Source organism: Pantoea rwandensis (genome assembly GCF_000759475.1).
Taxonomy (GTDB): Bacteria; Pseudomonadota; Gammaproteobacteria; order Enterobacterales; family Enterobacteriaceae; genus Pantoea; species Pantoea rwandensis_B.
Map to the genome: position 1 here is coordinate 390,303 of NZ_CP009454.1, position 24,792 is coordinate 415,094.

At 55.8% G+C, this 24,792-nt stretch carries 21 protein-coding genes, 1 tRNA gene and 1 riboswitch; of the genes, 4 read left to right on the plus strand and 18 right to left on the minus strand.

Annotated elements, in window-relative coordinates; genetic code table 11:
* Positions 1 to 12 precede the first annotated feature (12 nt).
* The 11 genes from bcsQ to LH22_RS01730 form a co-directional block, all read right to left on the minus strand.
* Positions 13 to 813 carry a cellulose biosynthesis protein BcsQ gene (bcsQ, locus tag LH22_RS01680; RefSeq protein ID WP_038643842.1) on the minus strand — a complete coding sequence of 267 codons (801 nt, stop codon included), beginning with the start codon at positions 811 to 813 and terminating at the stop codon, positions 13 to 15.
* Positions 804 to 1,580: a cellulose biosynthesis protein BcsO gene (gene bcsO / locus LH22_RS01685; protein WP_038643843.1), complete on the minus strand. Its 777-nt coding sequence runs from the start codon at positions 1,578 to 1,580 to the stop codon at positions 804 to 806. Before bcsO ends, bcsQ begins: the two co-directional genes overlap by 10 nt.
* Before the next feature lie 476 nt (positions 1,581 to 2,056).
* Positions 2,057 to 3,064, minus strand: a complete 1,008-nt coding sequence (gene dppF / locus LH22_RS01690; protein ID WP_038643845.1) for a dipeptide ABC transporter ATP-binding subunit DppF — start codon at positions 3,062 to 3,064, stop codon at positions 2,057 to 2,059.
* A complete protein-coding gene (gene dppD, locus LH22_RS01695) occupies positions 3,054 to 4,040 on the minus strand; it encodes a dipeptide ABC transporter ATP-binding protein (RefSeq protein ID WP_038643846.1) in 987 nt (328 codons plus the stop codon). The genes dppF and dppD overlap by 11 nt, the downstream gene beginning before the upstream one ends.
* A 12-nt stretch (positions 4,041 to 4,052) precedes the next feature.
* On the minus strand, positions 4,053 to 4,955 hold the full coding sequence (gene dppC / locus LH22_RS01700; RefSeq protein ID WP_034827779.1) for a dipeptide ABC transporter permease DppC: 903 nt from the start codon (positions 4,953 to 4,955) through the stop codon (positions 4,053 to 4,055).
* A 10-nt stretch (positions 4,956 to 4,965) separates the two neighbouring features.
* Positions 4,966 to 5,985 carry a dipeptide ABC transporter permease DppB gene (gene dppB / locus LH22_RS01705; RefSeq protein ID WP_038643849.1) on the minus strand — a complete coding sequence of 340 codons (1,020 nt, stop codon included), beginning with the start codon at positions 5,983 to 5,985 and terminating at the stop codon, positions 4,966 to 4,968.
* A gap of 323 nt (positions 5,986 to 6,308) precedes the next feature.
* On the minus strand, positions 6,309 to 7,919 hold the full coding sequence (gene dppA, locus LH22_RS01710) for a dipeptide ABC transporter periplasmic-binding protein DppA (protein WP_038643850.1): 1,611 nt from the start codon (positions 7,917 to 7,919) through the stop codon (positions 6,309 to 6,311).
* Between the two features lie 1,322 nt (positions 7,920 to 9,241).
* A tRNA-Pro gene (locus LH22_RS01715) sits at positions 9,242 to 9,318 on the minus strand.
* A 125-nt stretch (positions 9,319 to 9,443) separates the two neighbouring features.
* Positions 9,444 to 11,135 (minus strand): kdo(2)-lipid A phosphoethanolamine 7''-transferase, encoded by a 1,692-nt coding sequence (eptB, locus tag LH22_RS01720; RefSeq protein WP_038643851.1) that lies wholly within the window; start codon positions 11,133 to 11,135, stop codon positions 9,444 to 9,446.
* A 259-nt stretch (positions 11,136 to 11,394) separates the two neighbouring features.
* A complete protein-coding gene (locus LH22_RS01725) occupies positions 11,395 to 11,823 on the minus strand; it encodes an organic hydroperoxide resistance protein (protein WP_038643852.1) in 429 nt (142 codons plus the stop codon).
* Positions 11,824 to 11,920: 97 nt separating this feature from the next.
* A complete protein-coding gene (locus LH22_RS01730; RefSeq protein WP_038643853.1) occupies positions 11,921 to 12,385 on the minus strand; it encodes a MarR family winged helix-turn-helix transcriptional regulator in 465 nt (154 codons plus the stop codon).
* Between the two features lie 61 nt (positions 12,386 to 12,446).
* On the opposite strand from LH22_RS01730, the gene LH22_RS01735 reads away from it, so the two are divergent.
* The gene (locus LH22_RS01735) at positions 12,447 to 13,040 is read left to right on the plus strand and encodes an HD domain-containing protein (protein ID WP_038643854.1); all 594 of its coding nucleotides are present in this window, start codon (positions 12,447 to 12,449) and stop codon (positions 13,038 to 13,040) included.
* Between the two features lie 43 nt (positions 13,041 to 13,083).
* On the opposite strand, the gene LH22_RS01740 is transcribed toward LH22_RS01735, so the two are convergent.
* The 7 genes from LH22_RS01740 to LH22_RS01770 all read right to left on the minus strand — a co-directional run bounded on the left by LH22_RS01740 (position 13,084) and on the right by LH22_RS01770 (position 21,445).
* Complete coding sequence (locus LH22_RS01740) at positions 13,084 to 13,380, minus strand: HTH-type transcriptional regulator (protein WP_034827767.1); 297 nt, start codon at positions 13,378 to 13,380, stop codon at positions 13,084 to 13,086.
* 369 nt (positions 13,381 to 13,749) lie between these two features.
* Positions 13,750 to 17,349 (minus strand): urea carboxylase, encoded by a 3,600-nt coding sequence (gene uca / locus LH22_RS01745; RefSeq protein ID WP_038643856.1) that lies wholly within the window; start codon positions 17,347 to 17,349, stop codon positions 13,750 to 13,752.
* Between the two features lie 80 nt (positions 17,350 to 17,429).
* Entirely contained in the window at positions 17,430 to 18,065 is a 636-nt protein-coding gene (locus LH22_RS01750) for an urea amidolyase associated protein UAAP2 (RefSeq protein ID WP_038643857.1), read from the minus strand.
* On the minus strand, positions 18,065 to 18,772 hold the full coding sequence (locus LH22_RS01755) for an urea amidolyase associated protein UAAP1 (RefSeq protein ID WP_038643859.1): 708 nt from the start codon (positions 18,770 to 18,772) through the stop codon (positions 18,065 to 18,067). The genes LH22_RS01750 and LH22_RS01755 overlap by 1 nt, the downstream gene beginning before the upstream one ends.
* A gap of 11 nt (positions 18,773 to 18,783) precedes the next feature.
* Complete coding sequence (locus tag LH22_RS01760; RefSeq protein WP_038643860.1) at positions 18,784 to 19,545, minus strand: ABC transporter ATP-binding protein; 762 nt, start codon at positions 19,543 to 19,545, stop codon at positions 18,784 to 18,786.
* A 14-nt stretch (positions 19,546 to 19,559) separates the two neighbouring features.
* Positions 19,560 to 20,372 (minus strand): ABC transporter permease, encoded by an 813-nt coding sequence (locus LH22_RS01765; RefSeq protein WP_034827756.1) that lies wholly within the window; start codon positions 20,370 to 20,372, stop codon positions 19,560 to 19,562.
* Positions 20,373 to 20,386: 14 nt separating this feature from the next.
* The gene (locus LH22_RS01770; RefSeq protein ID WP_038643862.1) at positions 20,387 to 21,445 is read right to left on the minus strand and encodes a putative urea ABC transporter substrate-binding protein; all 1,059 of its coding nucleotides are present in this window, start codon (positions 21,443 to 21,445) and stop codon (positions 20,387 to 20,389) included.
* Between the two features lie 63 nt (positions 21,446 to 21,508).
* A riboswitch (guanidine-I (ykkC/yxkD leader) is annotated at positions 21,509 to 21,603 on the minus strand.
* A gap of 409 nt (positions 21,604 to 22,012) precedes the next feature.
* Here LH22_RS01770 and LH22_RS01775 point away from each other — a divergent pair.
* The 3 genes from LH22_RS01775 to LH22_RS01785 are packed head-to-tail and all read left to right on the plus strand — an operon-like array spanning position 22,013 to position 24,785.
* Positions 22,013 to 22,735, plus strand: coding sequence for a FadR/GntR family transcriptional regulator (locus tag LH22_RS01775; RefSeq protein ID WP_038643864.1), 723 nt, complete (start codon positions 22,013 to 22,015; stop codon positions 22,733 to 22,735).
* Positions 22,732 to 23,727, plus strand: coding sequence for an ABC transporter ATP-binding protein (locus tag LH22_RS01780; RefSeq protein ID WP_038643865.1), 996 nt, complete (start codon positions 22,732 to 22,734; stop codon positions 23,725 to 23,727). Before LH22_RS01775 ends, LH22_RS01780 begins: the two co-directional genes overlap by 4 nt.
* A complete protein-coding gene (locus LH22_RS01785) occupies positions 23,724 to 24,785 on the plus strand; it encodes an ABC transporter ATP-binding protein (RefSeq protein WP_038643866.1) in 1,062 nt (353 codons plus the stop codon). Before LH22_RS01780 ends, LH22_RS01785 begins: the two co-directional genes overlap by 4 nt.
* Positions 24,786 to 24,792 lie beyond the last annotated feature (7 nt).

Here is a 24,792-nt window from a genome sequence, read left to right on the forward strand (position 1 = left end):
AATGCCTGGCGATTAATAATGGCTGCGGATAGGTGCCTGAACTTCACCGTTACCCACGGTAATATTCAGGATATTGGCTACGCGCTTCGCCACCAGTTCGATATCAAAGGCTGCGGCTGATGCCGGGCTGAAATCATAAACTGATTGTTGTGAAGCATTGGCTTCCGCGACGCTTTCATCACGATGAACCACGCCTAATAAATTCTCGCCCAAACGCTGCTGCATAAAGCCAGTGACTTCACGGCTAATATTGCGGCGATTGTCACTTTGGTTAAGTACGAAATAATGACCACACTTATTATTGAGTGGCTGACCTATCATGCGGTCATTTTCAATTTGTGGCAGTAAAGAGACCGAGGCGGTATCTGCCAGCATCACCACTAAATGCATATCGGCCAAAGCGGCCATGGCTTTAAGTGCCGGACCTGGGCCTGGCGGGAAATCGGCAATAATGACCAGTCCCGGATAATTTAAAACCGTGTCCAGACCGCGGCGCAGGAAATGTGGATCTTTAATCAGGTTCTCTTCAAAACGCTCACGCTGATCTTCGGTCACATCGCCATAAGGCATGACGAAAATATTACCGCCGGTGGTGAGGATGGATTGGCTCCAGTCGGCCTGCTCTTCGGAGCGCGCAACAAAGCCGCGACCATCATTCAGCGGCACACCAAAATGCAGGCGCAATGCGTTCTGGACATCGAAATCGATTGCCAACACCTTGCTGCCAGCGCGAGCCAGACTCCATGCAAGGTTGGCCGCCATGGTGGTTTTCCCTACTCCCCCTTTTGGCGAGCACACACAAACTAACGGCATAGCGCAATCTTCTCCAATAGCGGTTTTAAGGGTGTTTCTTTCGATAGATTAGCAGGTTCCGTTGCACGCGAACGGAACAGGGCACCAAAACGAGAGGGTGCAGAAGCGGCCGGACGCGCCGGTTCAACCGGAGCGGCAAAGGTAGACGCGGGTGCACTGAACGTTGATGCAGCCTGCGGCGCTTCAGCCGATGTCGCGGCAATCGGTGCGGCTAAAGGCGCTGGAGCAGGGTTCGCTACAGGTGCGGGAGCCGGCGTCGCTGCGGGTACCGCAGCGATAGGTGCGGATGCAGATAAAGGTGCAGCAGCCGGTTTCGCTGGCGGCGGTGGAAACAGCGACGTCGTGGCCTGACGCTCAACATGGGTCGCTTTCGGTGCCTGTGAGATGACAGAGGGCGCCGGTTTAGCCGCTGGTGCAGGCGGGAAGAGAGACGAGACTCCCGCAGGCGGCGCGGCTGGTGCAGGTTCTGCAGGCGCAGTGGCCGCCAGGCTGTCGAGAATCGAACCGCGTGAAGTGCTGGCCGCAGGTGAAATTGCCGCCGGTGCAGCAGCGGGTGCGCTGAACTCATCACCGCGAATCGGCTGCGGCTGTGGCAGGTCAATACGCTGGCCGCTGCCTAACTCAGGCTCATTATCGGTCGCTAATTGGCGGATGATCGCCCACTGGCTGTGATCCGCTTCCTGCGATTGCCCAGACATATCCTTAAAAGCGATATCGAGCGTTTTGGTCTTTTCTTTAAAACGCTGCAGATCGTCGTAATTCTTCATGATCAGAGCCTGTAAAAGCGGGAGGGAATTTTCCGCGAATATATCACACACACTAAAAGAGAGTGAGGGAATTCTGATTACAAAAACGGCGTATTCAACAAAAGACTTTTATCAATATGATTGAAAATCTGGCAATGCAAAAAGCGTGCAGATATTTAAGGCCGGAGATTTATTAATATCGATTAACTGAAATAATAACGACAAAAACATTCACCTAAGCTACTGATATGAAGCAGAAGTGGTTCAAGTTGCGGATTTAACAGGTGCGTGATTATGCTCACATAATCCTGCCGCTATTCAGAATTTGCCTTAACGATTTAACCCTTAATCAGGACCAATCGATTACTGATGCACTGGAGTAATACATTTCCAGGCGCTTCCGGCAGAAACATTTTTCGCGTTAGCATCCCTGAAGTATAACGCAGGAAAAATTAAAGGCTCCCGCAGGAGCCTTTATTCATTTTTGGCGTTATTAATTACACGCCCACCGGCTGATTCTCGTCCTGATCCACCGCGAAACAGGCAATTTGCTGTTCGCCATATTGCTTCAGTTTGGGCTGCAACTGGACGCAGGTACCAAAACGGCGGCGGCAGCGCGCGTTAAACGCACAGCCCGGCGGCGGATTAAGTGGACTGGGCAGTTCACCGGTCAATTTAATCCTTTCACGACGCTCATCTGGATTCAAACGTGGCGTGGCTGACAGCAATGCCTGCGTATAAGGATGACGCGGATGACTGAAAATAGCCTCTTTGCTGCCTCGTTCAACGCAGCGACCTAAATACATCACCATCACTTCGTCAGCGATATGCTCCACCACCGACAAATCATGAGAAATGAACACATAGGACAAACCCAAATCCTGCTGCAAATCCATCATCAGGTTGAGCACCTGCGCACGCACGGAAACATCGAGCGCAGAAACCGGTTCATCGGCGATCAGCACGTCCGGATCGAGCATCAAACCGCGCGCGATGGCGATACGTTGGCGCTGACCACCAGAAAACATATGTGGATAGCGATCGTAGTGCTCGGTTTTCAGGCCCACCTTCGCCATCATCTCCAGCGTTTTCTCGCGACGTTCCGCTTTGGTCAGTGAGGTGTTAATCACCAGCGGTTCTTCGAGAATCTGGCTGATTTTTTTGCGCGGGTTAAGCGAGCCATACGGGTTCTGGAACACGATCTGGATTTTCTGACGACGCAGTTTTTGCGCCTGTGGATCGTGTTTCAGCAAATCCTGACCGTGCCAGTAAAGCTGGCCTTCGGTCGGCGTCTCAATCATGGTCAGCAAACGGCCAAGCGTGGATTTCCCACAGCCCGATTCACCCACCACCGCCAGCGTTTTACCGCGTTCAAGGTTGAACGACACGCCATCCAGCGCTTTCACCAGACGTTCCTGGCCAAACAGCCCTTTCTTCACCGGGTAGTGTTTTTTCAGGTCGATCGCCTGCAGCAGGTAATCCTGCTGAGTATTATTAAGACTCATAAGTCGGTCTCCCGGCATCATCCAGTGGGAAATGGCATTTAGACTGGCGACCCGGAATGTCACGCAGTTCAGGTTCTTCACGACGGCAGCGTTCGGTCACATACGGACAGCGCGGATTGAGCAGACAGCCGGTGGGACGGTCATATTTGCCCGGCACCACACCCGGCAGCGAAGCCAGACGCGCTTTATCTGCGGCAAACTCCGGCAGTGCGCGCAGCAACGCCTGAGTGTACGGATGACGCGGCGCTTTAAAGATGTCTACCGCTTTACCGCTCTCCACGACCTGGCCGGCGTACATCACGATGATGTGCTGCGCGGCTTCTGCCACCAGCGCCAAATCGTGGGTAATCAGAATCAGCGCCATGTTCTCCTGCTTCTGCAACTCCAGCAGCAGTTCGATGATTTGCGCCTGAATGGTCACATCCAGCGCCGTCGTCGGTTCATCGGCAATCAGCAGCTTAGGTTTGCAGGCAATCGCCATGGCGATCATCACGCGCTGGCTCATGCCGCCTGACAGCTGATGCGGATAAACATCCAGACGAGAGGCCGGATCGGGAATACCGACCTGATCCAGCAAGTCGATAGCACGCTGACGACGGGTGCTTTTGCTACCGCCCTGATGCACCTTCAGCGCTTCCATGATCTGGAAGCCCACGGTGTAGCACGGGTTGAGGCTGGTCATCGGGTCCTGGAAGATCATCGCCACTTCCGCGCCCACCAGCTGGCGGCGCTCTTTCTCAGAGATCTTCTGCAAATCGCGCTGGTTGAACTCCAGCTTTTCCGCCATTACGCGGCCGGGATAATCAATCAGTCCCATGATCGCCAGCGAGCTGACCGACTTACCAGAGCCGGATTCACCCACAATTCCCACCACCTGGCCTTGTTCAACCTGGTAGCTGATACGGTCTACTGCACGGAACGGTGTCTTTTCGTCGCCGAAGTGCACCGACAGTTTTTCTACATTTAATAGTGCCATCTCGGTGCCTCTTTACTGCTTGAGTTTCGGGTCGAGTGCATCACGCAAACCATCGCCCATGAGGTTGAATGCCAGCACGGTGAGCAGGATGACGACACCAGGGAACGTCACTACCCACCAGGCACTTTGCGCATACTGCAACACGTCGGAGAGCATGGTGCCCCACTCCGGCGTTGGCGGTTGCGCCCCCATTCCGAGAAAGCCCAACGCCGCCATATCGAGGATGGCGTTGGAGAAGCCTAATGATGCCTGCACGATCAGCGGTGCCAGGCAGTTAGGCAGAATATTGACGAACATCTGGCGCAGCGTACCGGCACCCGCCACGCTGGAGGCGGTGACGTAGTCGCGGTTCACTTCCACCAGCACCGCTGCACGCGTCAGACGGATATAGTGCGGCAGCGCGACGAAAGTAATCGCCAGCGAGGCGTTGACAATCGACGGACCAAAGATCGCCACCAGCACCAATGCCAGCAGCAGACTCGGCAGCGCCAACATGATGTCGACCAGACGCATGATTACCGCATCGACGACGCCGCCGAGGTAACCCGCCATCAGGCCAAACACCACGCCAAGGATCAGCGACAGTACCACCACCAGACAGCCGACCAGCAGCGATAAACGTGCACCGAACATCAGGCGTGACAGCACATCACGGCCTACGTCATCGGTGCCAAAGATAAATTTCCAGCTGCCGCCTTCCTGCCACACCGGCGGATGCAGCAGCGCATCTCGGAACTGCTCTGACGGCGCATGCGGTGCCAGCACATCGGCGAAGATGGCGATCAGCAGCATCAGAATGATGTAAACCAGGCCAATCACCGCGCCTTTATTACGTTTGAAGTAGTGCCAGAATTCCTGAATCGGGGTCATCGGCTTAGGTGCAGCGCTTACGCTTGCGGGATCAACAGTTGTCATGATGCCCCCCTTATTTCTTATGTCGAATGCGCGGATTGACCACGCCGTACAACAGATCAACCAGCAGGTTGACCACGATGATCAGAATCGCCACCAACAGCACGCCGCCCTGCACCACCGGATAGTCACGACGCTGCAATGCTTCGATCAGCCAGCGACCGAGTCCCGGCCACGAGAAGATGGTTTCCGTCAGAATCGCGCCCGCCAGCAAAGTGCCGACTTGCAGACCGATCACGGTGACCACTGGCAGCATGGCGTTACGCAGCGCATGCACCACGATGACGCGCATACGCGTCAGGCCTTTAGCGCGCGCGGTACGGATATAATCCTCACCCAGCACTTCCAGCATTGAAGAGCGCGTCATACGCACGATCACCGCCAGCGGGATAGTCCCCAGCACGATGGCCGGCAAAATCATGTGCATCACCGCATCTTTGAAATCGCCCTCTTCACCCCACAGCAGCGTATCAATCAGCATAAAACCGGTGAGTGGGTGGCTATCGTCGAGGAAAATGGTGTCGCTAATACGCCCGGATACCGGCGTCAGGTTGAGCTGCACCGACACCAGCATGATCAGCATGATGCCCCACCAGAAAATCGGCATTGAGTAGCCAGTCAGTGAAATACCGACTGCGGTGTGGTCAAACACCGAACCGCGTTTAACTGCCGCCAGCACGCCCACCGGAATGCCCACCGCAATGGCGAAGATCATCGCGCAGATGCCGAGTTCCAGCGTGGCTTTGAAGCGGGGGACGAACTCATCCCAGACCGGGATGCGGCTTTTCAGCGAGATGCCGAGGTCGCCGTGCAGCACACCATTGATGTAGGTGATGTACTGTTTCCACATCGGCTGGTCGAGGCCAAATTGGGCCATCAACTGGGCGTGGCGCTCGGGAGAGATACCGCGTTCACCCGCCATGATCAGCACCGGGTCACCGGGGATCAGATGGACAAACGCAAAGGTCAGTAAGGTAATACCGATGAACGTTGGGATGACAAGGCCCAGACGTCGGAGTATGAATTGCAGCATAAGCCGGATTCTCAGTCATTTCCCGTGGCGTTGCCGCCAGGGACTACATTGCTCACAACACGCAATCGACAACGTCGTTTGCGACGCAAGAAGCGCTTCAAAATCCCCGTCATACTTCATGCTGCATCTGCGTTGGCTGCGTTCGCTCATCCCAGTCACTTACTTGAGTAAGCTCCAGGATATTCACGAAATTGCCGCCTTGCTACAGCGTGAATTATTGAGGGTATATAAGAAATTAACCGGAAAAAAAGTGCGGAGACCGGGCGGCAAAGGTGCCGCCCGAGGGCCAGCAGCGCTGGCCCAGACCGCGATAATCCGAAAGGTTATTCCTGGATATCGACGTTTTCGAAGTGATGTTTACCTAATGGATCAACCACATAGCCAGTCACTTTCTTGCTCACCGGTTCATACACGGTAGAGTGAGCAATAATCAGCGCCGGAGCCTGGTCATGCATCACGACCTGAGCCTGTTTGTAAAGCTCAATACGTTTGTTGTGATCGGCTTCAGCACGTGCAGGCTGAATCAGATCTTCAAACGGCTTGTAGCACCAGCGTGAGTAGTTAGAACCGTCTTTAGCGGCGGCACAGCTAAACAGGGTGGCGAAGAAGTTGTCTGGATCCCCATTGTCACCGGTCCAGCCCATCATGACAGTCTGGTGTTCACCGGCTTTGGCGCGTTTCAGGTACTCGCCCCACTCGAAGGTGACGATCTTGGCTTTCACGCCAATTTTCGCCCAGTCAGCCTGAACCATTTCCGCCATGCGACGGGCGTTCGGGTTGTAAGGACGCTGTACCGGCATCGCCCACAGGTCGATGGAGAAACCATCCGGCATGCCGGCTTCTTTCAGCAGTTCTTTCGCCTTGGCAGGGTCGTAAGCGTAGTCTTTCACCGCATCGTTGTAGCCCCACATGGTTGGTGGGATCAGGTTTTTCGCGGCCTGGCCAGCGCCCTGATACACAGCGTCGATGATGGCTTGTTTGTTCACCGCCATGGTCAGTGCCTGACGCACTTTCACGTCATCCAGCGGCTTTTTCTCGGTGTTGAATGACAGGTAACCGACGTTCAGACCAGGCTGTTCCATCAGGTTGATTTTGTCATCTTTTTTCATGCTCGCGATGTCAGCCGGGTTTGGATACGGCATGACCTGGCACTCACCTTTCTGCAGTTTGGCGTAACGCACAGAAGCATCAGGGGTGATAGAGAACACCAGACGATCAATTTTCGGCTTGGTGCCCCAGAAGTCTGGGTTCGCTTTATACAGAATGCGCGAGTCTTTCTGGTATTGCTGCAGCACGAATGGACCGGTGCCCACTGGATTCAGATCCAGCTTCTCTGGCGTGCCGGCTTTCAGCATGTTGTCAGCGTACTCTTTTGACAGGATTGAGGCGAAGTCCATACCGAGGTCGGCAATGAACGGCGCTTCAGGACGGCTCAGGGTGAAGCGTACGGTGTAGTCGTCAACTTTTTCGATTTTCTCGATCAGCTTAGGCATGTCCATGCCTTCGAAGTATTCGTAGCTGCCGCCCGAAACACCGTGGTACTTGTTGTTTTTGTCGAGCTGGCGCTCGAAGGAGAACACGACGTCGTCAGCGTTGAAGGTACGAGTTGGCTTAAAGTCTTTGGTGGTTTGCCACTTCACGCCTTTACGCAGATGGAAGGTATAGGTTTTACCATCTTCGCTAACGTCCCATTTTTCTGCCAGACCCGGCTGCAGCTCGGTAGTACCGGTTTTGAACTCAACCAAGCGGTTGTAGATCGGCACGGAGCTGGCATCGTAAGTGGTACCCGATGTGAAGAGCTGCGGGTTGAAGCCTTCCGGCGAACCTTCTGAACAATATACGAGGGTTTTCGCCTGGACACCCGCGGCAACAGTCATAGCAATCAGGCTAAGACCGACCTTCAGCATCCTGGATTTAGCCAGGGAGTTGATCATGTTTTGCTCCATTGTGATGTGATGTTGTGTGCGTCGCCCGACCTCTGAATTTTTTTATGCGGTTCGGGCAGCATGCGAGTGGTTTATTTTGTCATCCGGTAGCCAACGGCTCCTCAGAATCGCCCTACTCTGCATGTTATTGACGCATCAATTTGTCAACAGTTGCAAAGAACGTCAATACAAGGTGGGGTTATTTACACAGAGTGTGAGTAAGTGCAAGCAACGATAAAAAACAGGGTTATGGCGCTGAGCCAAAATTTAAAAAGGTGATAAAGCGCGCAATGCCGCGTGATTGTCTGGCTATGCAGCCAAATGACAGTGATTATCACCGCTAAAAAACACACAAAAGTTATTGGTAAACGTCGAATAACTGAACGATTCGTCGTGCGTTATGACGTTCAGGCAGCGAAATATGCTGGTGTAATGGCATAAGAAATCAGCAAAAAGCATTAATCGGTCATAAGAAGAATGTGTCGCGAATTAAGCGTGCAGGGTTGATTGCGCGAGGGGTCGAGTCGGTAAAGTTGGAATAATGGCGGGTAAATATGATTTGTTGGATGGGATGGGTGAATTAGAAGGTTAGGTATAAACATCATCGCTTTTAAACGGTGCGTTGCTCAGGGAAGGCGGTTCGATCGCAAAGACGGCGTAAATACATCCCTGTTGCCTCGGCCGCCGCATCCCTGCGGCGGACGCTTTGCTCCCCGAACCGCCTTCCCATCGCACATCAGCAAGGGTGCCGCTGTGTTGAAAAGCAGCACACTCAGAAGCAGTAGAATGTTTTCATTTAGCAGCACGCACAGAACCAAATGTTAGCTTCCCAAAACGCGCACAGAATCAAATGAAGGAGGGAATGCGGGGCCGCGGAGTAAAGCGTTACACGCCAGGGATGGCGTGTGTCGAGCGATCAGGGATGAGACAGCGACTTTACGCAGCGGCCCCGTATTCACTCCTGGCGGCACCGGTTCCGCTTTTAAACCCCGCACCGAATCAACAACTACGCCACGAGAAATAAACACAAGACCGAATGTCAGCTTCCCTAAACGCGCACAGAATCAAATGAAGGAGGGAATACGGGGCCGCGGAGTTAAGCGTTACACGCCAGGGATGGCGTGTGTCGAGCGATCAGGGACGAGACAGCGACTTTACGCAGCGGCCCCGTATTCACTCCTGACTGCACCGGTTCCGCTTTTAAATCCAGTACAGAATCAACAAATTCGCCTTTGAAACCACACGCAGAACCATCTTCCATCCTGAGGGCACCGATTCCACGATCGACAGACGAAAAAAAACCTGCTTTTTCAAGCAGGTTTCTTCAAATATGGTCGGCGAGAGAGGATTCGAACCTCCGACCCACTGGTCCCAAACCAGTTGCGCTACCAAGCTGCGCTACTCGCCGATGGGGGCGAATATTACTGCTCCCCCCGGAGAGCGTCAATCCCTTTTCCGTAAAATCCGCCCGATCGCCTGGAAAGCAAACAGCGCCGCAAAAAGCCCTGCCGCTCAACACCTTCCAGAAAACCCTTACAACGCTTTAGCAGGCGTCGCCGCGGGTGCCTGACACCAGTTATTCGCCGCTTTAATTCCGCCATCCGGCGAACTGTAACCCAGGCAGCCTAAAATGGTATCGAACAACTCAACATGACGATGGGTTTTCCCTACGCGCTGCTGCGCCTGCAAACGCTCGAAGTTACTGCGGTTGGTGGGATCTTCAAGATATTTATCAGAGGCCCAAACCATCATCGGCACGCGGAACTGCTCCGGCGGAGCCATCTCACGCGGCGTGCCGTGCAAGTGCATATTATCGCTGATCGACTCACCATGATCAGCGGCATAAAACACAATTGCCTTCTTATCACGTAGCTGATCGAGCACGCTATCCAGCATGGTATCGACGTACAGAATCGAGTTGTCATAAGCATTGATCAACTGCGCTTTGCTACAGGTCTCATCCACGCCCATACATTCCGGCTGATAACGTGCGAAGCTGCGCGGATAACGCTGAGAATAAAGGTAATGCGAACCTTTGGTGTGCAACACCACCAGATGCTTACCTTTCGGGAAACGTTGCAGTGAAGCTTGCAGTTCCGGCACCAGCAGCATGTCATCCACCGCTTTACCCTGATTACGCTTCTCAGAACCAATCTGCTCACGGAACGAGAAATTATTCACATCGGCGTTATCGTAAAACCACACTTCACTCTGCATGGCGAACAGCTCAGACGTAAAGCCCAGCTCCTTCATCACGGCAAAAACGTTCTGCTCTTTCAGCGTGCGGCCAGGGTTATCCATGGTGCCGCCTTCACGCACAAACATGCAGCGCAGCGACAATTTGGTGGCGGTATCACAAGACTCACCACGGAAAGCGACCAGGTTTTTCTCTTTGGAAAGCTTCGGCGTGGTATCGCGGTCATAGCCCAGCAAACCCATGTGGTCCCAGCGCGTGGTCTCGCCAATCACAAACACCACATAGGTATCATCAATGCCTGGCGGTGCCACGTAAGTAAACTTCTTCGCTGGATCGAGCAGCTCTGCTCCATCCACCTCTTCATCAACTTTGGTCCAGGCAAATAGCCCTAATGCCGCTATCCAGTTAGAAGGCAGATACGAGTGTGCCACCACCCCGCCGTAACTTGGCAGGTCGATATTGGTGATCTCTTCATTCACTTTTTGCAGTTTGTCGAAATAGCGAATCGGCAACCAGACCAGCGCTACGCTCAGCAGCATAATCACCGCAGGCTTCAGACGCTGGCCCGGCGTTTTTAATTGCTCAATCAACGTCTGGCTGAGGTTATTGCGCCAAATCATCAGCAGCGGCAGCGCGCTGACCAGCACCATCCACATCACAAAGCGCATGCCGACCACCTCTTTAGAGAGATCGACATCAGTGGTCATCACTGAGGCCACGATGCCGTAGCCGATCACCACATTAAAGAAAGCCATGTAATAGGCGGCAGCCACGGAAATCACCACGGTTAACGTGGCAAGGATGCGATAAACCCACTTACCACCCAGCGATAGCAGACGCATCAGGAAAAACGTCAGCAACACCGCAGCCGTCACTTCGGCTACCGCAGAAAGCCAGTTAGAGAGCGTGGATTTCGTTAAGAAGCCGTCAAATCGGCGATAAAAAATGGGCAAATTCAACAAGATGCCGAGATAGAGCGCAAGCAACAGCGACAGCTTTTGCTGCGTTAACGTTTTGATATAATTCATTTACTTATTCATTCCTGACCCGGTGTCAATAAACCAACCTTAAATGTGACTATTTAAAGTCAATAGAGTTCGTCCGTGAGCGAGAAAAGCGCAAGCAGCGAGCAGGAACGGGACGAATCTGAACCGGAACGGCAATGAAGGCGCATGCAGCGCAGCAGTAGAACATTTAACCAATGGTAAGACCAGACAATAATTGATCTGACCCCATAAAATGATAAAAGGCCCCTGACGGAGCCTCTTTTTCCAACTGGCTGCGACCTTAGCGAATGATGTTCAGGGTCACATCAATATTGCCACGGGTCGCGTTAGAGTACGGGCAAACAATGTGTGCCGCATCCACCAGCTTCTGCGCTTCTGCTGCATCCATTTCTGGCAGATGGATATTCAGTTTGGCTTCAATACCAAAACCGGTTGGGATTGGGCCAATACCTACTTCCCCTTCAATCCACGCATCTTTCGGCATGGTGATTTTGTCGCGACCCGCTACGAACTTCATCGCACCCAGGAAGCACGCTGAGTAACCCGCAGCGAACAGCTGCTCTGGGTTAGTGACTTCACCGCCTGCGCCGCCCATCTCTTTTGGCACGCCCAGTTTCACATCCAGCACATTGTCAGAAGAAGTCGCACGACCATCACGGCCGCCAGTGGCTTTGGCTTTTGCGGTATAAACAACTTTATCTAAAGACATGATAACCTCACTATTCACTATATAATCGCGCACTATATATATACGCAGTTTTTGACATTGATAGTCAGAATGCCGCCTTGACGACATCCGTCATACTTTATTTGGCGCGGTTGAGATTGGCGCGCAAATCGTCGAGCTGATTTTTTAATGCAATCAATGTGTCATCGTCGCAGGCCGTGGCGCAGCGCACCGCTTCGGGAATGCTTTGTGCCCGTTCACGCAGCGCATGACCTTCATCGGTCAGTGTCACCACCACCTGGCGCTCATCCCGACGCGAACGCTGGCGGCGCAATAAACCTGCGACCTCCAGACGCTTTAACAGCGGCGTCAGGGTGGCTGAATCAAGAAACAGCTGCTCGCCAATCTCAGATACTGTCACATCATCCTGATTCCACAACACCAGCATCACCAGATATTGCGGATAGGTAATTTCCAGCTCAGCCAGCAGCTGGCGATAGACTTTGTGCATCGCGAGGTTCGCGGAATAGAGCGCGAAGCAGAGATGTTGATCAACCTGGAGTGGCATCTGCTGCACTTTTTTGTCATCTTGATTACTGTTCATGCGATTCAATATAGATAGCGCGCTAGATAATTGCAAGCAACTTTATTCCGGAGCGTTAAAGATGCGTGATTCACTGGAAGAACAAGCGCGCCGTTATGCCACGCAAGCACATGCTGCTGCGGGCCAGCGTCGCAAATACACCGATGAACCTTACATTGTGCACCCGGCAGCGGTGGCCGAACTGGTACGCAGCGTCACCGATGATGAACAGATGATTGCCGCCGCGTGGCTGCATGACACCGTTGAAGATACCCCGAGCACCTTACAGGACATTGAAAGCCATTTTGGTCCGCGCGTCGCAAAGCTCGTCGATATGCTGACTGACAGCGCGCAGCCCGAGGCGAAAAACCGCGCCGCGCGTAAACTGGCGCACTTCCGTCATACCGCCGAAGCCTGTCCCGATGCGCAAACCATCAAGCTGGCCGATATCATCGATAATACCCGCGCCATTGTGCATTTCGATCCCGACTTTGCGCGTATCTACCTGATTGAAAAAAAGGTACAGATCCAGCTGTTGAATGAGGGAAACCCGCAATTATGGCAGCAGGCTGAGCAGATTATTCAACACGGCATTGATCAACTGGCGCAACCTCCGCACAGCGTGCCAGAGAGTTGGTTTTTGAAACAGGCGGCTAAATACGGCGGATTAAGCTAAAAAAAACCCGCCGTGCAGGCGGGTCAGAGAACCGATAGTCTTCTTACTCGAGTAACTGCCGTCCCAGATAGGGGTTTGCTTGCAGCAGTTTCATCAGTTTACGCGCCGTAGCGGATGGGCGCGTGCGTTGCGCCTCCCAACTTTTTACAGATGAAACGCTCACCCCCATCACGCGGGCGAACTCATCCACCTGCATGCCGGTCATTTCGCGTAAACGCTGTGGCTCGGGAACGGATACTGCGTTGAGTGTAATTTCTGATACGGAAGGCTGTGCATCACGTGTCAAAACAATCTGCTCAAGGCTACTCAATAACTCGACCATTGGATCTTTTATTTCCATAGAGAACTCCTTAAAAACTCACTATGAAGCACGTGAAAGTAGAGAGGTAAGCGCCACCAGGCGCTGAAACCCGGCCAAGTCAGGCTGTATCCCGCAACGGTCTTCCCTTCGTCCTTTTGTTTACTGAGGCGTTGGCTGCTCTCGTCCCCCGAGACACTTACTGTAGCAAGCTCACGGGATGGCTTCATTTGCTGCCTTTCTGCACCCAAAATGACTGTGGAGATTGATTGTTTTAGTAAACCGTTACGGGACACAGCCTGTTGCACACTGCGAAAAGATGGCATAGCAATGCAACAATCAGCCGGGTTACTAATTATGGGTCAGATCCCCGGCTTTGCTGCCTGATTACTGATTATTTTTTATTCTTACTTATGCCGCAGAAGGATCGATCACCATAAGCAATTGACCCGCCTGCACTTGTTGCCCAGCCTGGCGATAGAAACAATGGATTTTTCCACTGACTGGCGCCACGATCGGGATCTCCATCTTCATGGATTCGAGTATGCCTACCGTGGCACCCGCTTCAATCTCACTGCCTTCGTCAACCAACCATTGCCACACGCTGCCCGCCACCTGGCTCTCTACCGGGCTACACCCTGCAGGCACCGTAATTTCTTCTGCACGCTGTTCCTGTAACTGGCTGTCGAAGGTAAATTGCCCTTCGGCGCGCCAGCGTGCCAGCTCACTGTCAAAAGCCTGCTGACGCTGTTGCTGGAAGGCGTCGATTTCACCAGCCTGCTCCACCAGCATCGCCTGATAATCTGCAAGCCGGAATTCGCCCTCTTCGCTACGCAGCGGATAGTCACCCCACGGGAAACGCTCGCGAATGCTGAGCAATTCCTCGGCGCTAACCGGATAAAAGCGGATTTGATCGAAAAAGCGCAGCAGCCACGGCTGAGTGAACGCAGCGGTCTGCCGATCGCGATTCCACATCTGCATGGTGCGCCCGACAAACTGATAACCGCCCGGCCCTTCCATGCCATAGACGCACATGTAAGCGCCACCAATACCTACCGAGTTTTCCGCTGTCCAGGTGCGTGCCGGATTGTACTTCGTGGTCACCAGGCGATGACGCGGATCGAGCGGCGTCGCCACGGGTGCACCGAGATAGACATCGCCCAGCCCCATCACCAGATAGGCGGCGCTGAACACGATCTCCTTCACCTCATCAATGTTGGTAAGGCCATTGATGCGGCGGATAAATTCAATATTGCTGGGGCACCAGGGCGCATCAGGGCGTACAGACTGGCTGTAGCGGGTAATCGCCTCACGGCAGGCCGCATCGTCCCAGCTGAGCGGCAACCATACGGTGCGTGAGGGCACTGAGGCCTCGCTGAGGTCGCCTAACTCTCTATCAATGTGCAAAATTTGCGCCAACAGCTTACTTCTCACACAGCACTGTGCATCGTAGTGCACCTGCAGCGAACGAATGCCCGGCGTTAATTCCAGCTGACCCGGCAGCGGATGGGCTTGCAGCTGTTGCATCAACGCGTGCACGCGGAAACGCAGGGCGATATCCAGCATCAAATCGCCATATTCAACCAACAGGAAACGGTCACCTGCCGCACGCACACTGAGCGATGGGCGGCCATTTTCTGCCGCCTGATGGTGCAATAGTGGATCAATAAGGGGCAGCGCAGCGTTCACTGTAAGTGGTACGGATTGCAGTTTGATGATCGCTTCACGCTCTGCCTGCGCCAGTTGATCTGCACTGTTAAGATCGATCGGCAGGAAGCGCACATGATCCCCGGCTTTGAGCTGTCCGAGCTTCCACAGATCGGCTTCGATCACCGTGGCCGGACAGACAAAGCCACCGAGTGAGGGGCCGTCCGGGCCGAGGATCACCGGCATATCACCGGTAAAATCCACCGTGCCGAAGGCATAGGCGTTGTCGTGAATGTTGGAGGGATGCATACCCGCTTCACCGCCGTCGCTGCGTGCCCAGGTCGGTTTGGGGCCAATCAGGCGAATGCCGGTACGGCTGGAGTTGTAGTGCACCTGCCACTCGGCGGCAAAGAACTCCGCGATATCATCATCGGTAAAGAAGGTCGGTGCGCCGTGCGGGCCATAAATCACCCGCAGCAGCCATTCGCCGTTAAGTTCCGGCACCAACTCGCCAGGCAAGTCTGCCGTTGCCAGCACCTGCGGATCGGCAAGATGCAACACATCGCCCGCACGTAAAGCGCGCCCGGCATGACCGCCAAACTTGCCGAGCGTAAAGGTGCTGCGGCTGCCGAGATAGCGCGGCGTATCCAAGCCCCCTGCCAGCAGCAGATAGCTGCGGCACCCTTCGCTGATATCGCCCAGCGTCAGGGTTTGCCCGGCCTGTGCGGTGACAATCTGGTGCATCGTTAATGTCTGCTGATCCAGCTGCGCGGCAATCGGTGCCCCGGTGATGACAAAGCTGCACGTCTGGTTAAAACGCAGCGTGGGGCCACGCAGGGTGATCTCCAGTCCCGCCGCCTGCGCGTCGTTTTTCAGCAGGCGGTTCCCCAGCTGGAACGCGCGGCTGTCAAACGGGCCAGACGGCGGCACACCCACGTGCCAGTAGCCGACGCGGCCAGGCGCATCCTGCACCGTCGTTAAGGTGCCGCCGCTGAGGATATCCAGCGTAGGCGGTTGCCACTGCACGCCGCCCAACGTGGCGGTGATGATGCGGCCTTGCTGGACTTCTGGCAGCGAACAGAGATGGCGCAACCACAGCAGATTGGTTTCGATACCGTACAGCTCGGTAGCGTCCAGCGCCTGCGCCATGCTGCGCAATGCCACTTCACGGCTGGCCGCATGCACAATCACTTTTGCCAGCATCGGATCGTAGAACGGCGACACCTCCATGCCGGTTTCCACGCTGCTGTCGATGCGCAGCGTGGCGTCTTCACTTTCCGTCGGAAACTTAACGTGACTAAGCAAACCGGCACTGGGCTGGAACTGTTTGGCCGGATCTTCGGCGTACAGGCGCACCTGTATCGCATGGCCCTGCGCCTCAGTCGATAAGGTGTGCAGCGGCGGCAACGTTTGCTGCGCCAGCTCCACCATCCAGCGTACCAAATCCACGCCATACACCATTTCAGTGACGCCGTGCTCCACCTGCAAACGGGTGTTCACTTCAAGGAACCAGAACTGCTGGCTGGCATCATCGTAGACATACTCCACGGTGCCTGCGCTGCGGTAATTGACCGCGCACGCCAGACGCACCGCCGTGGCCTGCAGTTCGGCGCGAACGGCCGCACTCAGTCCCGGCGCGGGTGTTTCTTCCAGCACTTTTTGGTTGCGGCGCTGGGCGGAACAATCACGCTCGCCAAGGGCGATGACGTTGCCGGCCCCATCGCCTAAAATCTGTACTTCGATGTGACGCGCGCGGGCGATAAATTTCTCTAAAAATACGCCATCGTCGGCGAAGTTGTTGCCTGCCAGACGTTTCACGCGTGTAAATGCGGCGTTAAGCTGCTCGGCATCATCGCAGCGCTGCATGCCAATACCGCCGCCACCGGCGGTGCTTTTCAACATCACCGGATAGCCAATCTGTTCCGCCATGACGTGTGCTTCGTCCAGCGAAGTCAGCAAACCACTGCCGGGCAACAGCGGCACCTGATTTTCCTGTGCCAGCGCACGCGCACGATGTTTCAAACCAAATGCCGCCATCTGTTCGGTCGTTGGGCCAAGGAACTGCACGCCGGCCGCTTCACAGCGCGTCACAAACTCGGGATTTTCACTGAGGAAACCGTAGCCGGGATGCACCGCCTGCGCCCCGCTCTGTGCGGCAATTTCCAGTATTTTTTGCTGATTGAGATAAGTGTCTCGCACCTGCCCTTCGCCCAGCGACCAGGCTTCATCGGCCAGTCGCACATGGCGCGCGTGGCGATCGGCTTCGGCATACACCGCAATCGCGCGGATGTTCATGGCTTGCAAGGTACGGATGATGCGCACGGCAATCGCGCCACGGTTGGCAATCAATACGCGATCAATCATGAGTGAAATCTCTTATTACGGCAGGTCGTCCTGCGTGGACAATGACGGCAAAAAACGGGTCGTCCCGTTGCGTCAAAGCATCACCACACGCTGACTAAGATCGGCGTGGGGTTGTACCCGTTACAGGGATTGTTGAGCTGCGGGCAGTTGGAGATCAGCACCAGGATGTTCATCTGCGCCACCATCTCGACGTATTTGCCCGGTGCAGAAATGCCATCGGCAAAGGTCAGACCGCCGTCGTGCGTCACCGGCACGTTCATAAAGAAGTTGATGTTGTGGGTGATATCACGGCGCGTCAGGCCGAATTCCGGTTTTTCGGCCACTGCCAGCATCCAGCTATCGCGGCAGGAGTGCATATGACGCTTCTCCAGGTCGTAGCGCACGGTGTTGCTCTCACAGGAACAGGCACCGCCCAGCGTATCGTGGCGGCCACAGGTATCGGCGGTGATCGTCAGCATCGGACGATCTAAGTTGGAACGCAGCACGCTGCCTGCACTCAGAAACACATTTTTTTGCCCGCGCAGCGTATCGCTCATGCTGTAGCGTTCGGCAGTGTCGTCGGCATTGAAAAACAGGGTATCGGCAGCCTGATTACCTTCCAGATCGGTGATACGCAACGTCTGGCCCGCTTCGATACGCTGCAACCAGTAATCACCGGCATTCACCTGCTGCTGGAATGGCGCTTCGGCGGGATTGAGTAAGCTTTCAGTGATCATCAGATTTCTCCTTGCAGCTGATAGAGCGCGTTGTTGCGCAGACCGCGCTGGTTCTCACCACGCGCCAGGCAAATTTCCGGCAGTGGCGCGCGCTGGGCGTTCAGTGCGATCTGCACCGGCTGGCGCGGATATTCGCTGCTGGCATTCAGCGGATGCGGGCAGGTGTGCAGGATCACTAACGTGTCCATGGCGAAGCGCAGCCGCACCTGTGCGCCAGGTGCACCCTGCTGCTCCAGTTGCAGCGCGCCGTTATCATCGGCGCGCACCCTGGCAAACAGGTTGAGGCAAGAGGCCATATCACGCTGGCCGAGGCCGTATTTCGCCAGCTCGACGAGGAAACTGTCGTAGCCGTTTTGATGGCGCAGATTGCGCGCCTGCTGATAGTCGCTGGTGCCGAAGCGTGCGGCAGTTTGCTCAGCATTTAAGGTGCCGCAAACGCTCTCATGCCAGCCGAAACTGTCTTCTTCGATGCCGCAGAAAATGCGCCCCATATCGGAATAAAGGCAGTGCCCGGCTGTCAGACGGAAGGTGTGCTGGCACTTCAACGTATCGGGCGCGTTGTAGCGCTCCAGCAGATTTTCCGGGTTGTAGAACAGCATGCCGACGTTGGCGCCGCCTTCAATATCGGTCAGTGTCAGCGCGGTGCCGCTGCGCATCACCAGCGACCAATGCGATCCCGCCGGTAACAGGGTTTGATAAGCATTCATGTGGTGCTCCTTTAAGCCACCTGCGGCTCAGACGGCAGGCCAGCAGCGGGCTGGTCGTGGTCGAGTGGCAGATCGTAAGTGATAGTCGCGCCCCAGGCTTGCGGCGCGTGCGGGTCATGACGCAGTTTGTCGAACACCAGCAAGCGCGAAGCCAGGCTGAAGCCCTCTTTCAAATCATGCGTGATCATAAAAATGGTCAAGTTATGCTGCTGCCACAGGCGGGTAATCAGCTGGTGCATCTCGCTGCGAATGCCAGGATCGAGCGCCCCAAAGGGTTCGTCGAGCAGCAGGATACGCGGCTGTTTCATCAGCGCCTGTGCCAGCGCCAGGCGTTGCTGCATGCCGCCCGAGAGCTGGTGCGGGTATTTGTTTTGCGCATGCTCCAGGCCAACCTGCGCCAGCATTGCCTGCGCACGCTGACGTATCACCTGGCGCTTTTTACCCCACACACGTCCCAGCCAGCGGGCGGTGCTGAACTCTTCCGCCAGCATCACGTTGCCGAGCACCGTCAAGTGGGGAAACACCGAGTAGCGCTGAAACACCACACCGCGATGGGCATCGGGTTCATCGGGGATCGGTTCGCCGTCCAGCAGAAGTTGCCCTTTGGTGGGCGATTCGGTGCCGAGCAGCATGTTGAGAAAAGTGGTTTTGCCACAGCCGGATGCCCCGACAATCGCCACAAATTCTCCCTCTTCCACATCGATATTGAGTCGCTCCAGCACCACCTGTTCGCCGTAGTGTTTTTCCAGATTTTTCAGTTGCAGTAATGGCATCGCTCGATCTCCCGTTATTTCGCGTGATACCACGGCCAGCAGCGACGGCTGATCAGCCGCAGCAGCAGGTCGAGCACAAAGGCCAGCAGCGCGATCCACGCCACGTACGGCAAAATCACATCCATCGCCAGATAACGGCGCATCAGGAAGATGCGGTAACCCAACCCTTCAGTGGCGGCAATCGCTTCGGCAGCAATCAGGAACAGCCACGCCGACGCCAGCGACAGACGCACCGCATCCAGCAGACGCGGCATCAGCTGCGGCAGGATCACGCGCCACAAAATCTGCGCGCTGTGCCCACCGAGTGTCTGCGCTTTCACCAACTGCTCGCGCGGGATTTTCTCCACCTGCAGCTGTAAATCGCGTGCAATCAGCGGGGTAATGCCGATCACGATCAGCACCACTTTCGACACTTCTCCCAGGCCAAAGCAGATAAACAGAATCGGCAGAATCGCCAGCGGTGGCACCAGCGCGACGACCGTCACCAGCGGTGCCAGCACTGCCCGCACCACCGGCAGCGCGCCGGTGAACAGGCCAATCGCCAGCGCCAGCAGTGCGCTGATCGCCACGCCGCTCAGCAGACGCATCAGGCTAGCAGCGGTGTCGGTCCACAGCAGGTATTCCCCGGTACGCGGGCTGGGCTGAAACGCCATGCGACTGATGGCGTCCCCCATCGCGTTAAACCCCGGCAACAGTTTGTCTGCGGCGTTCAGGCTGAGACGCGCATCCGACGCGAACAGATAGACCAGCAGCAGCGCCAGCAGCGGCAGGATGCCAAGCAGCAGGCGACCGAGCGGCAGCGGTTGGTAGTTGATCAATTTACGCATCGGCATCGTCTCGCTTATAGCTGACCCGTAGCGGCCAGTTTGGTGAACTCATCGGTGAAGCGCAGTTTCACGTTGTTGGTATCGCCCCAGTTTCCTGCTGGCGTTTCCACGCCCACCACATCAGCACTTGGTGCGCCTTCGCCCAGTAATCCATGCTTGAAGGAGAACTCTGCGACCAGCTGCATGGTGGCTTTCAGCTGCGGGCTATCGACAAAATCGAGGGTGGTTTTGGCATCGCTAAACAGGTGGGTGGCGGCCAGCTGCTGATCGAAGCCTGCCAGATCGGTGCCGGAAGCCTGCGCCATTTGCGTGCGGGCAGCTTTGGCACTGTCACTCGCACCGGACATGGTTTTCAGGGTTTCATACCAGGCACCGGTCAGCGCCTTGCCCAGCTGCGGATACTTTTTCAAGGTGGCGGTATTCACCACCAGCAGATCGAGGATTTCACCGGGGATTTGTGCTGAAGAGAAAATCAAATGGCTGTCCGGCTGCTTCTCAGCTTCGGCCAGCAGCGGGTTCCAGGTCACGATAGAGTGCACGTCCGAGGTGCCAAATGCCGCCACCAGATCGGCATCCGCGGTGTTCACCACTTTGACATCCTTCTCGCTCATGCCAGATTTCTCCAGTGCACGCGCCAGCAGATAGTGAGACACAGAGAGTTCGACCAGATTGATCGGTTTGCCTTTCAGCGAGGCAATGTTGCCTTTGCCTTTCAGCAGAATGCCGTCATTGCCGTTGGAGTAGTCGCCGACGATCAGCGCGGTGCTGTCCACGCCGCCGGTGGCAGGAATGGTCATCGCATCCATGTTGGTCATGGTGCAGCCGTCAAAGCCACCGGCGGTGTACTGATTCACCGACTCGATGTAGTCATTGACCTGCACCAACTGGATATCGATGCCGTATTTATCGGCCCATTTTTTCACGATGCCGCTTTGCTGGGCGTAATCCCACGGCATCCAGCCCGCGTAAATGGACCAACAGATCTTGAAGGAGGGTTTGTCGGCAGCCAGCGTATTGACGCTGAACAGTGCGACGGTGCAAAGCAACAGCAAGCGAAGGCAGGCTTTGATCATGATGGTTCCTCTGGCGTTAACGGGCGAAAAAAAAGCAGGAGGCGGCGAGCAACGATCTCGCTTTCCTCCCGGGCTTTTGTCCCGCCGTGTAACCGTCAGAGGACGGTCGGTCACTCTCGGACCAGCATCTTTCGACCGGAACCCTAGTGACCCATTGCAAATTGTCTGGCGACGTCGGTTACCCGCTATCGCTCCTGCATCTGTTTAAACACATTCAAAAAAAGTGCCAATATTTCAAGGTAATGAAATTAAACACTATTTAGATAAACGACTTCCTTACCCTCCTGTGTATTGCACAGCCATGCAGCGCAGGCGCACCAAATTGAAGCGCACACCCTAGGGCGAATATTGATGCACCTCTCAGATTTAAAACGAAGCCCGAAAAAACTTTTACTTACTCTTCAAAGGGTTATTTCTGTCATGTGGTTGTCATTTTTGAACCAATCCAATATTGGTTCACTTCTTGCCTAAGCTGAGAAAGCCGATTGCTCAGCCTTTCATCAGTAAAAGTGCTGGTTAATCCGGGATTACCGATCTTTTTCTGATGATTAAACAGGCGAACCAATCATGAGTCACACGTCAGATAACGCGCGCAACTCCAGTTCTGCTCTGGAGCAACTGCGCCAACTGATCCAGCAACAGGAGCAGCAGCCCGACCGCGCGTTGCCTACGGAACGTGAACTGGCGGAGCGCTTTGGCGTCGGACGCCGTGAGATTCGTCGCGCGCTTGACGTGCTCGAAGAGGAGGGGCGCATCTGGCGCAAGCAGGGCAAAGGCACCTTTGTTGGCCCGGCGGCACCGGTACAGCCGCTGGCGCTGCACGATTTGCCGCAGCAGTCGAACCTGCTGGAGGTGATGGAAGCCCGCTTGCAACTGGAACCCGGATTGGCGCGACTGGCCGCCCTGCGCGCCAGTAAAGAGCAGATCGCGCTGATGAAGCGCCTGCTGGAACGCATGAATGGCATCACAGCCCCGGAGGATGGCGACCAGCACGAACTGTGGGACAGCGCCTTTCATCGCGCCATCGCCGAAGCTGCTGGAAATCGCCTGATGCTGGGATTATTCGACGCGGTAGATGCCGTGCGCCGCGATCCAGGCTGGCAGCATCTGCGTGTGCAGGCGCGCACGCCCGCCCGCCTCAACAATTACGACGACCATCACCAGCGCCTGGTGAATCACATCGCGCAACGCCAGCCCCATGAAGCCGCTGCTGCGATGCGCGAACACTTACTGGCGCTGCAACAGGCGCTGCTTGAAGCGCTTTACAGCCATCAAGAGGAGACGCCATGAACGATCACCCGGTGCTTAGCGTTCGCAACCTGCGCGTGCAGTTTCGCGGTTCGCCCGTCACGGTATTGGACGACATCTCTCTGACGCTGCATGCCGGTGAAACGCTGGCACTGGTTGGGGAATCGGGCTGCGGCAAAAGCATCACCTCACTCACCCTGATGGGCCTGCAACCCGCCAGTGCGGAGATTTTACAAGGTGAAATGCAGTTCGACGGACGCAGCCTGCGCGATCTCAGCGCCAGCGACTACGCCAGCCTGCGCGGCAATCAGCTGGCGATGATTTTCCAGGAGCCGATGACCTCGCTCAACCCGGCCTTCACCCTCGGCGACCAGCTCAGCGAAGCGGTGATGCGCCATCGCCACGTCAATCGCCGCACCGCGATGGAAGCCGCGCTGACCATCCTGCAAAAAGTGCAGATTCCTGCCCCGGAGATGCGGCTGAAAGCCTATCCTCACCAGCTCTCTGGCGGCATGCGACAACGCGTAATGATCGCCATGGCATTGATTAACAATCCTAAGCTGCTGATTGCCGATGAGCCAACCACCGCGCTCGACGTCACCATTCAGGCACAGATTCTGGCGCTGCTGAACACCCTGAAACAGGAAACCGGTACCGCCGTATTAATGATCACCCACGACCTGGGCGTGGTGGCCGAAGTCGCGCAGCGCGTCGCGGTGATGTACGCCGGCCAGGTGGTGGAGACCGGCAGCGTGGAAGCGATTTTCAACGATCCCCAGCATCCGTACACCATTGGCCTGATGGGGTCGATTCCCAGCCTGAGCGCGCGCAGCGGCCCACTGGCGACCATTCCCGGCCAGGTTCCGCTGCCGGATAACATGCCTGCGGGCTGCCGCTTTGCCAATCGTTGCCCGTTTGCCGAACTCCGCTGTCAGCACAACCGCCCAGCGCTGCGTGCACTGGCGAACGATCATCAGGTCGCCTGTTTCCGCGCCCCACTGGAACAGCATGTCACGCTGGGAGAGACCGCATGAAACCGATTTCAGAGTGCCGCGATTTAAGCAAAACCTTCGCCGGGCCCAACCGCTTATTCAAACGCAATCGCGGCGTCACGGCGGTGGATCGCGTGTCGTTACAGGTGATGCCGGGCGAAACGCTGGCCATTGTCGGCGAGTCAGGATCAGGCAAATCGACCCTCGGCCGTTTGATGCTACGCCTGCTGGCGGCCAGTGCCGGAGATGTGTTTTATCAGGGCGAAAGCATTACCGATGCCAGCGGCGCACGCCTGAATCAACTGCGTCGCGAACTGCAAATCATCTTTCAGGACCCCTTTGCCTCGCTCAATCCACGCATGACGGTGCAACAGATTGTCGGCGAGCCGCTGTGGCTGCATGAAAAACTGAGCCGAGAGGCGCGCCATGCTCGTGTTGCGGAACTGCTTCGCACCGTGGGTTTACCGGCGGCCTGGGCAGAGCGTTATCCGCACGAATTTTCCGGCGGTCAGCGTCAGCGTATCGGCATCGCCCGTGCCCTCGCCTCCCAACCCAAATTGCTGCTGGGCGATGAGCCGGTTTCCGCCTTAGACGTTTCCGTGCAGGCGCAGGTGGTGAATCTGCTGGAGAGCCTGAAACAGCAGTTTGGCCTGACGATGATCATCGTGGCGCACGGTCTGGCAGTGATTCGCCATATGAGCGATCGCGTGGCGGTGATGTACCTCGGACAGATTGTTGAAGTCGCCACCGTGGACGAGATTTTTGACGCGCCGCTGCACCCCTATACCCAAGCGCTGATCGCCTCCGCGCCGCAGATGCAACCCGGTGTCAGCCGCCAGATTCCAATGTTGCAGGGCGACCTGCCCAATCCAGCCAATCCGCCCAGTGGCTGTCGTTTTCACACCCGCTGCCCATGGGCGACAGCAGATTGTCGTCAGTTTGAACCCATTAACCAGGTGCTGAGCGGTGGCCGCCAGATTGCCTGCCATCGCTGGCAGGAAATTAACCGCGATCGCAGCGTTATCACTATCGCACCACCTTCTGCCGCCTTTTTACGTCGCCGCGCGCTGTTTGAGCAGGCGGTCAAACAACAAGCCTAACCCTCTG

What these genes read in the sequence shown, in the direction of transcription:
- bcsQ (WP_038643842.1), bottom strand. Translation starts at nt 813, where the DNA reads ATGCCGTTAGTTTGTGTGTGCTCGCCAAAAGGGGGAGTAGGGAAAACC.
- bcsO (WP_038643843.1), bottom strand. Translation starts at nt 1,580, where the DNA reads ATGAAGAATTACGACGATCTGCAGCGTTTTAAAGAAAAGACCAAAACG.
- dppF (WP_038643845.1), bottom strand. Translation starts at nt 3,064, where the DNA reads ATGAGTCTTAATAATACTCAGCAGGATTACCTGCTGCAGGCGATCGAC.
- dppD (WP_038643846.1), bottom strand. Translation starts at nt 4,040, where the DNA reads ATGGCACTATTAAATGTAGAAAAACTGTCGGTGCACTTCGGCGACGAA.
- dppC (WP_034827779.1), bottom strand. Translation starts at nt 4,955, where the DNA reads ATGACAACTGTTGATCCCGCAAGCGTAAGCGCTGCACCTAAGCCGATG.
- dppB (WP_038643849.1), bottom strand. Translation starts at nt 5,985, where the DNA reads ATGCTGCAATTCATACTCCGACGTCTGGGCCTTGTCATCCCAACGTTC.
- dppA (WP_038643850.1), bottom strand. Translation starts at nt 7,919, where the DNA reads ATGATCAACTCCCTGGCTAAATCCAGGATGCTGAAGGTCGGTCTTAGC.
- eptB (WP_038643851.1), bottom strand. Translation starts at nt 11,135, where the DNA reads ATGAATTATATCAAAACGTTAACGCAGCAAAAGCTGTCGCTGTTGCTT.
- LH22_RS01725 (WP_038643852.1), bottom strand. Translation starts at nt 11,823, where the DNA reads ATGTCTTTAGATAAAGTTGTTTATACCGCAAAAGCCAAAGCCACTGGC.
- LH22_RS01730 (WP_038643853.1), bottom strand. Translation starts at nt 12,385, where the DNA reads ATGAACAGTAATCAAGATGACAAAAAAGTGCAGCAGATGCCACTCCAG.
- LH22_RS01735 (WP_038643854.1), top strand. Translation starts at nt 12,447, where the DNA reads ATGCGTGATTCACTGGAAGAACAAGCGCGCCGTTATGCCACGCAAGCA.
- LH22_RS01740 (WP_034827767.1), bottom strand. Translation starts at nt 13,380, where the DNA reads ATGGAAATAAAAGATCCAATGGTCGAGTTATTGAGTAGCCTTGAGCAG.
- uca (WP_038643856.1), bottom strand. Translation starts at nt 17,349, where the DNA reads ATGATTGATCGCGTATTGATTGCCAACCGTGGCGCGATTGCCGTGCGC.
- LH22_RS01750 (WP_038643857.1), bottom strand. Translation starts at nt 18,065, where the DNA reads ATGATCACTGAAAGCTTACTCAATCCCGCCGAAGCGCCATTCCAGCAG.
- LH22_RS01755 (WP_038643859.1), bottom strand. Translation starts at nt 18,772, where the DNA reads ATGAATGCTTATCAAACCCTGTTACCGGCGGGATCGCATTGGTCGCTG.
- LH22_RS01760 (WP_038643860.1), bottom strand. Translation starts at nt 19,545, where the DNA reads ATGCCATTACTGCAACTGAAAAATCTGGAAAAACACTACGGCGAACAG.
- LH22_RS01765 (WP_034827756.1), bottom strand. Translation starts at nt 20,372, where the DNA reads ATGCGTAAATTGATCAACTACCAACCGCTGCCGCTCGGTCGCCTGCTG.
- LH22_RS01770 (WP_038643862.1), bottom strand. Translation starts at nt 21,445, where the DNA reads ATGATCAAAGCCTGCCTTCGCTTGCTGTTGCTTTGCACCGTCGCACTG.
- LH22_RS01775 (WP_038643864.1), top strand. Translation starts at nt 22,013, where the DNA reads ATGAGTCACACGTCAGATAACGCGCGCAACTCCAGTTCTGCTCTGGAG.
- LH22_RS01780 (WP_038643865.1), top strand. Translation starts at nt 22,732, where the DNA reads ATGAACGATCACCCGGTGCTTAGCGTTCGCAACCTGCGCGTGCAGTTT.
- LH22_RS01785 (WP_038643866.1), top strand. Translation starts at nt 23,724, where the DNA reads ATGAAACCGATTTCAGAGTGCCGCGATTTAAGCAAAACCTTCGCCGGG.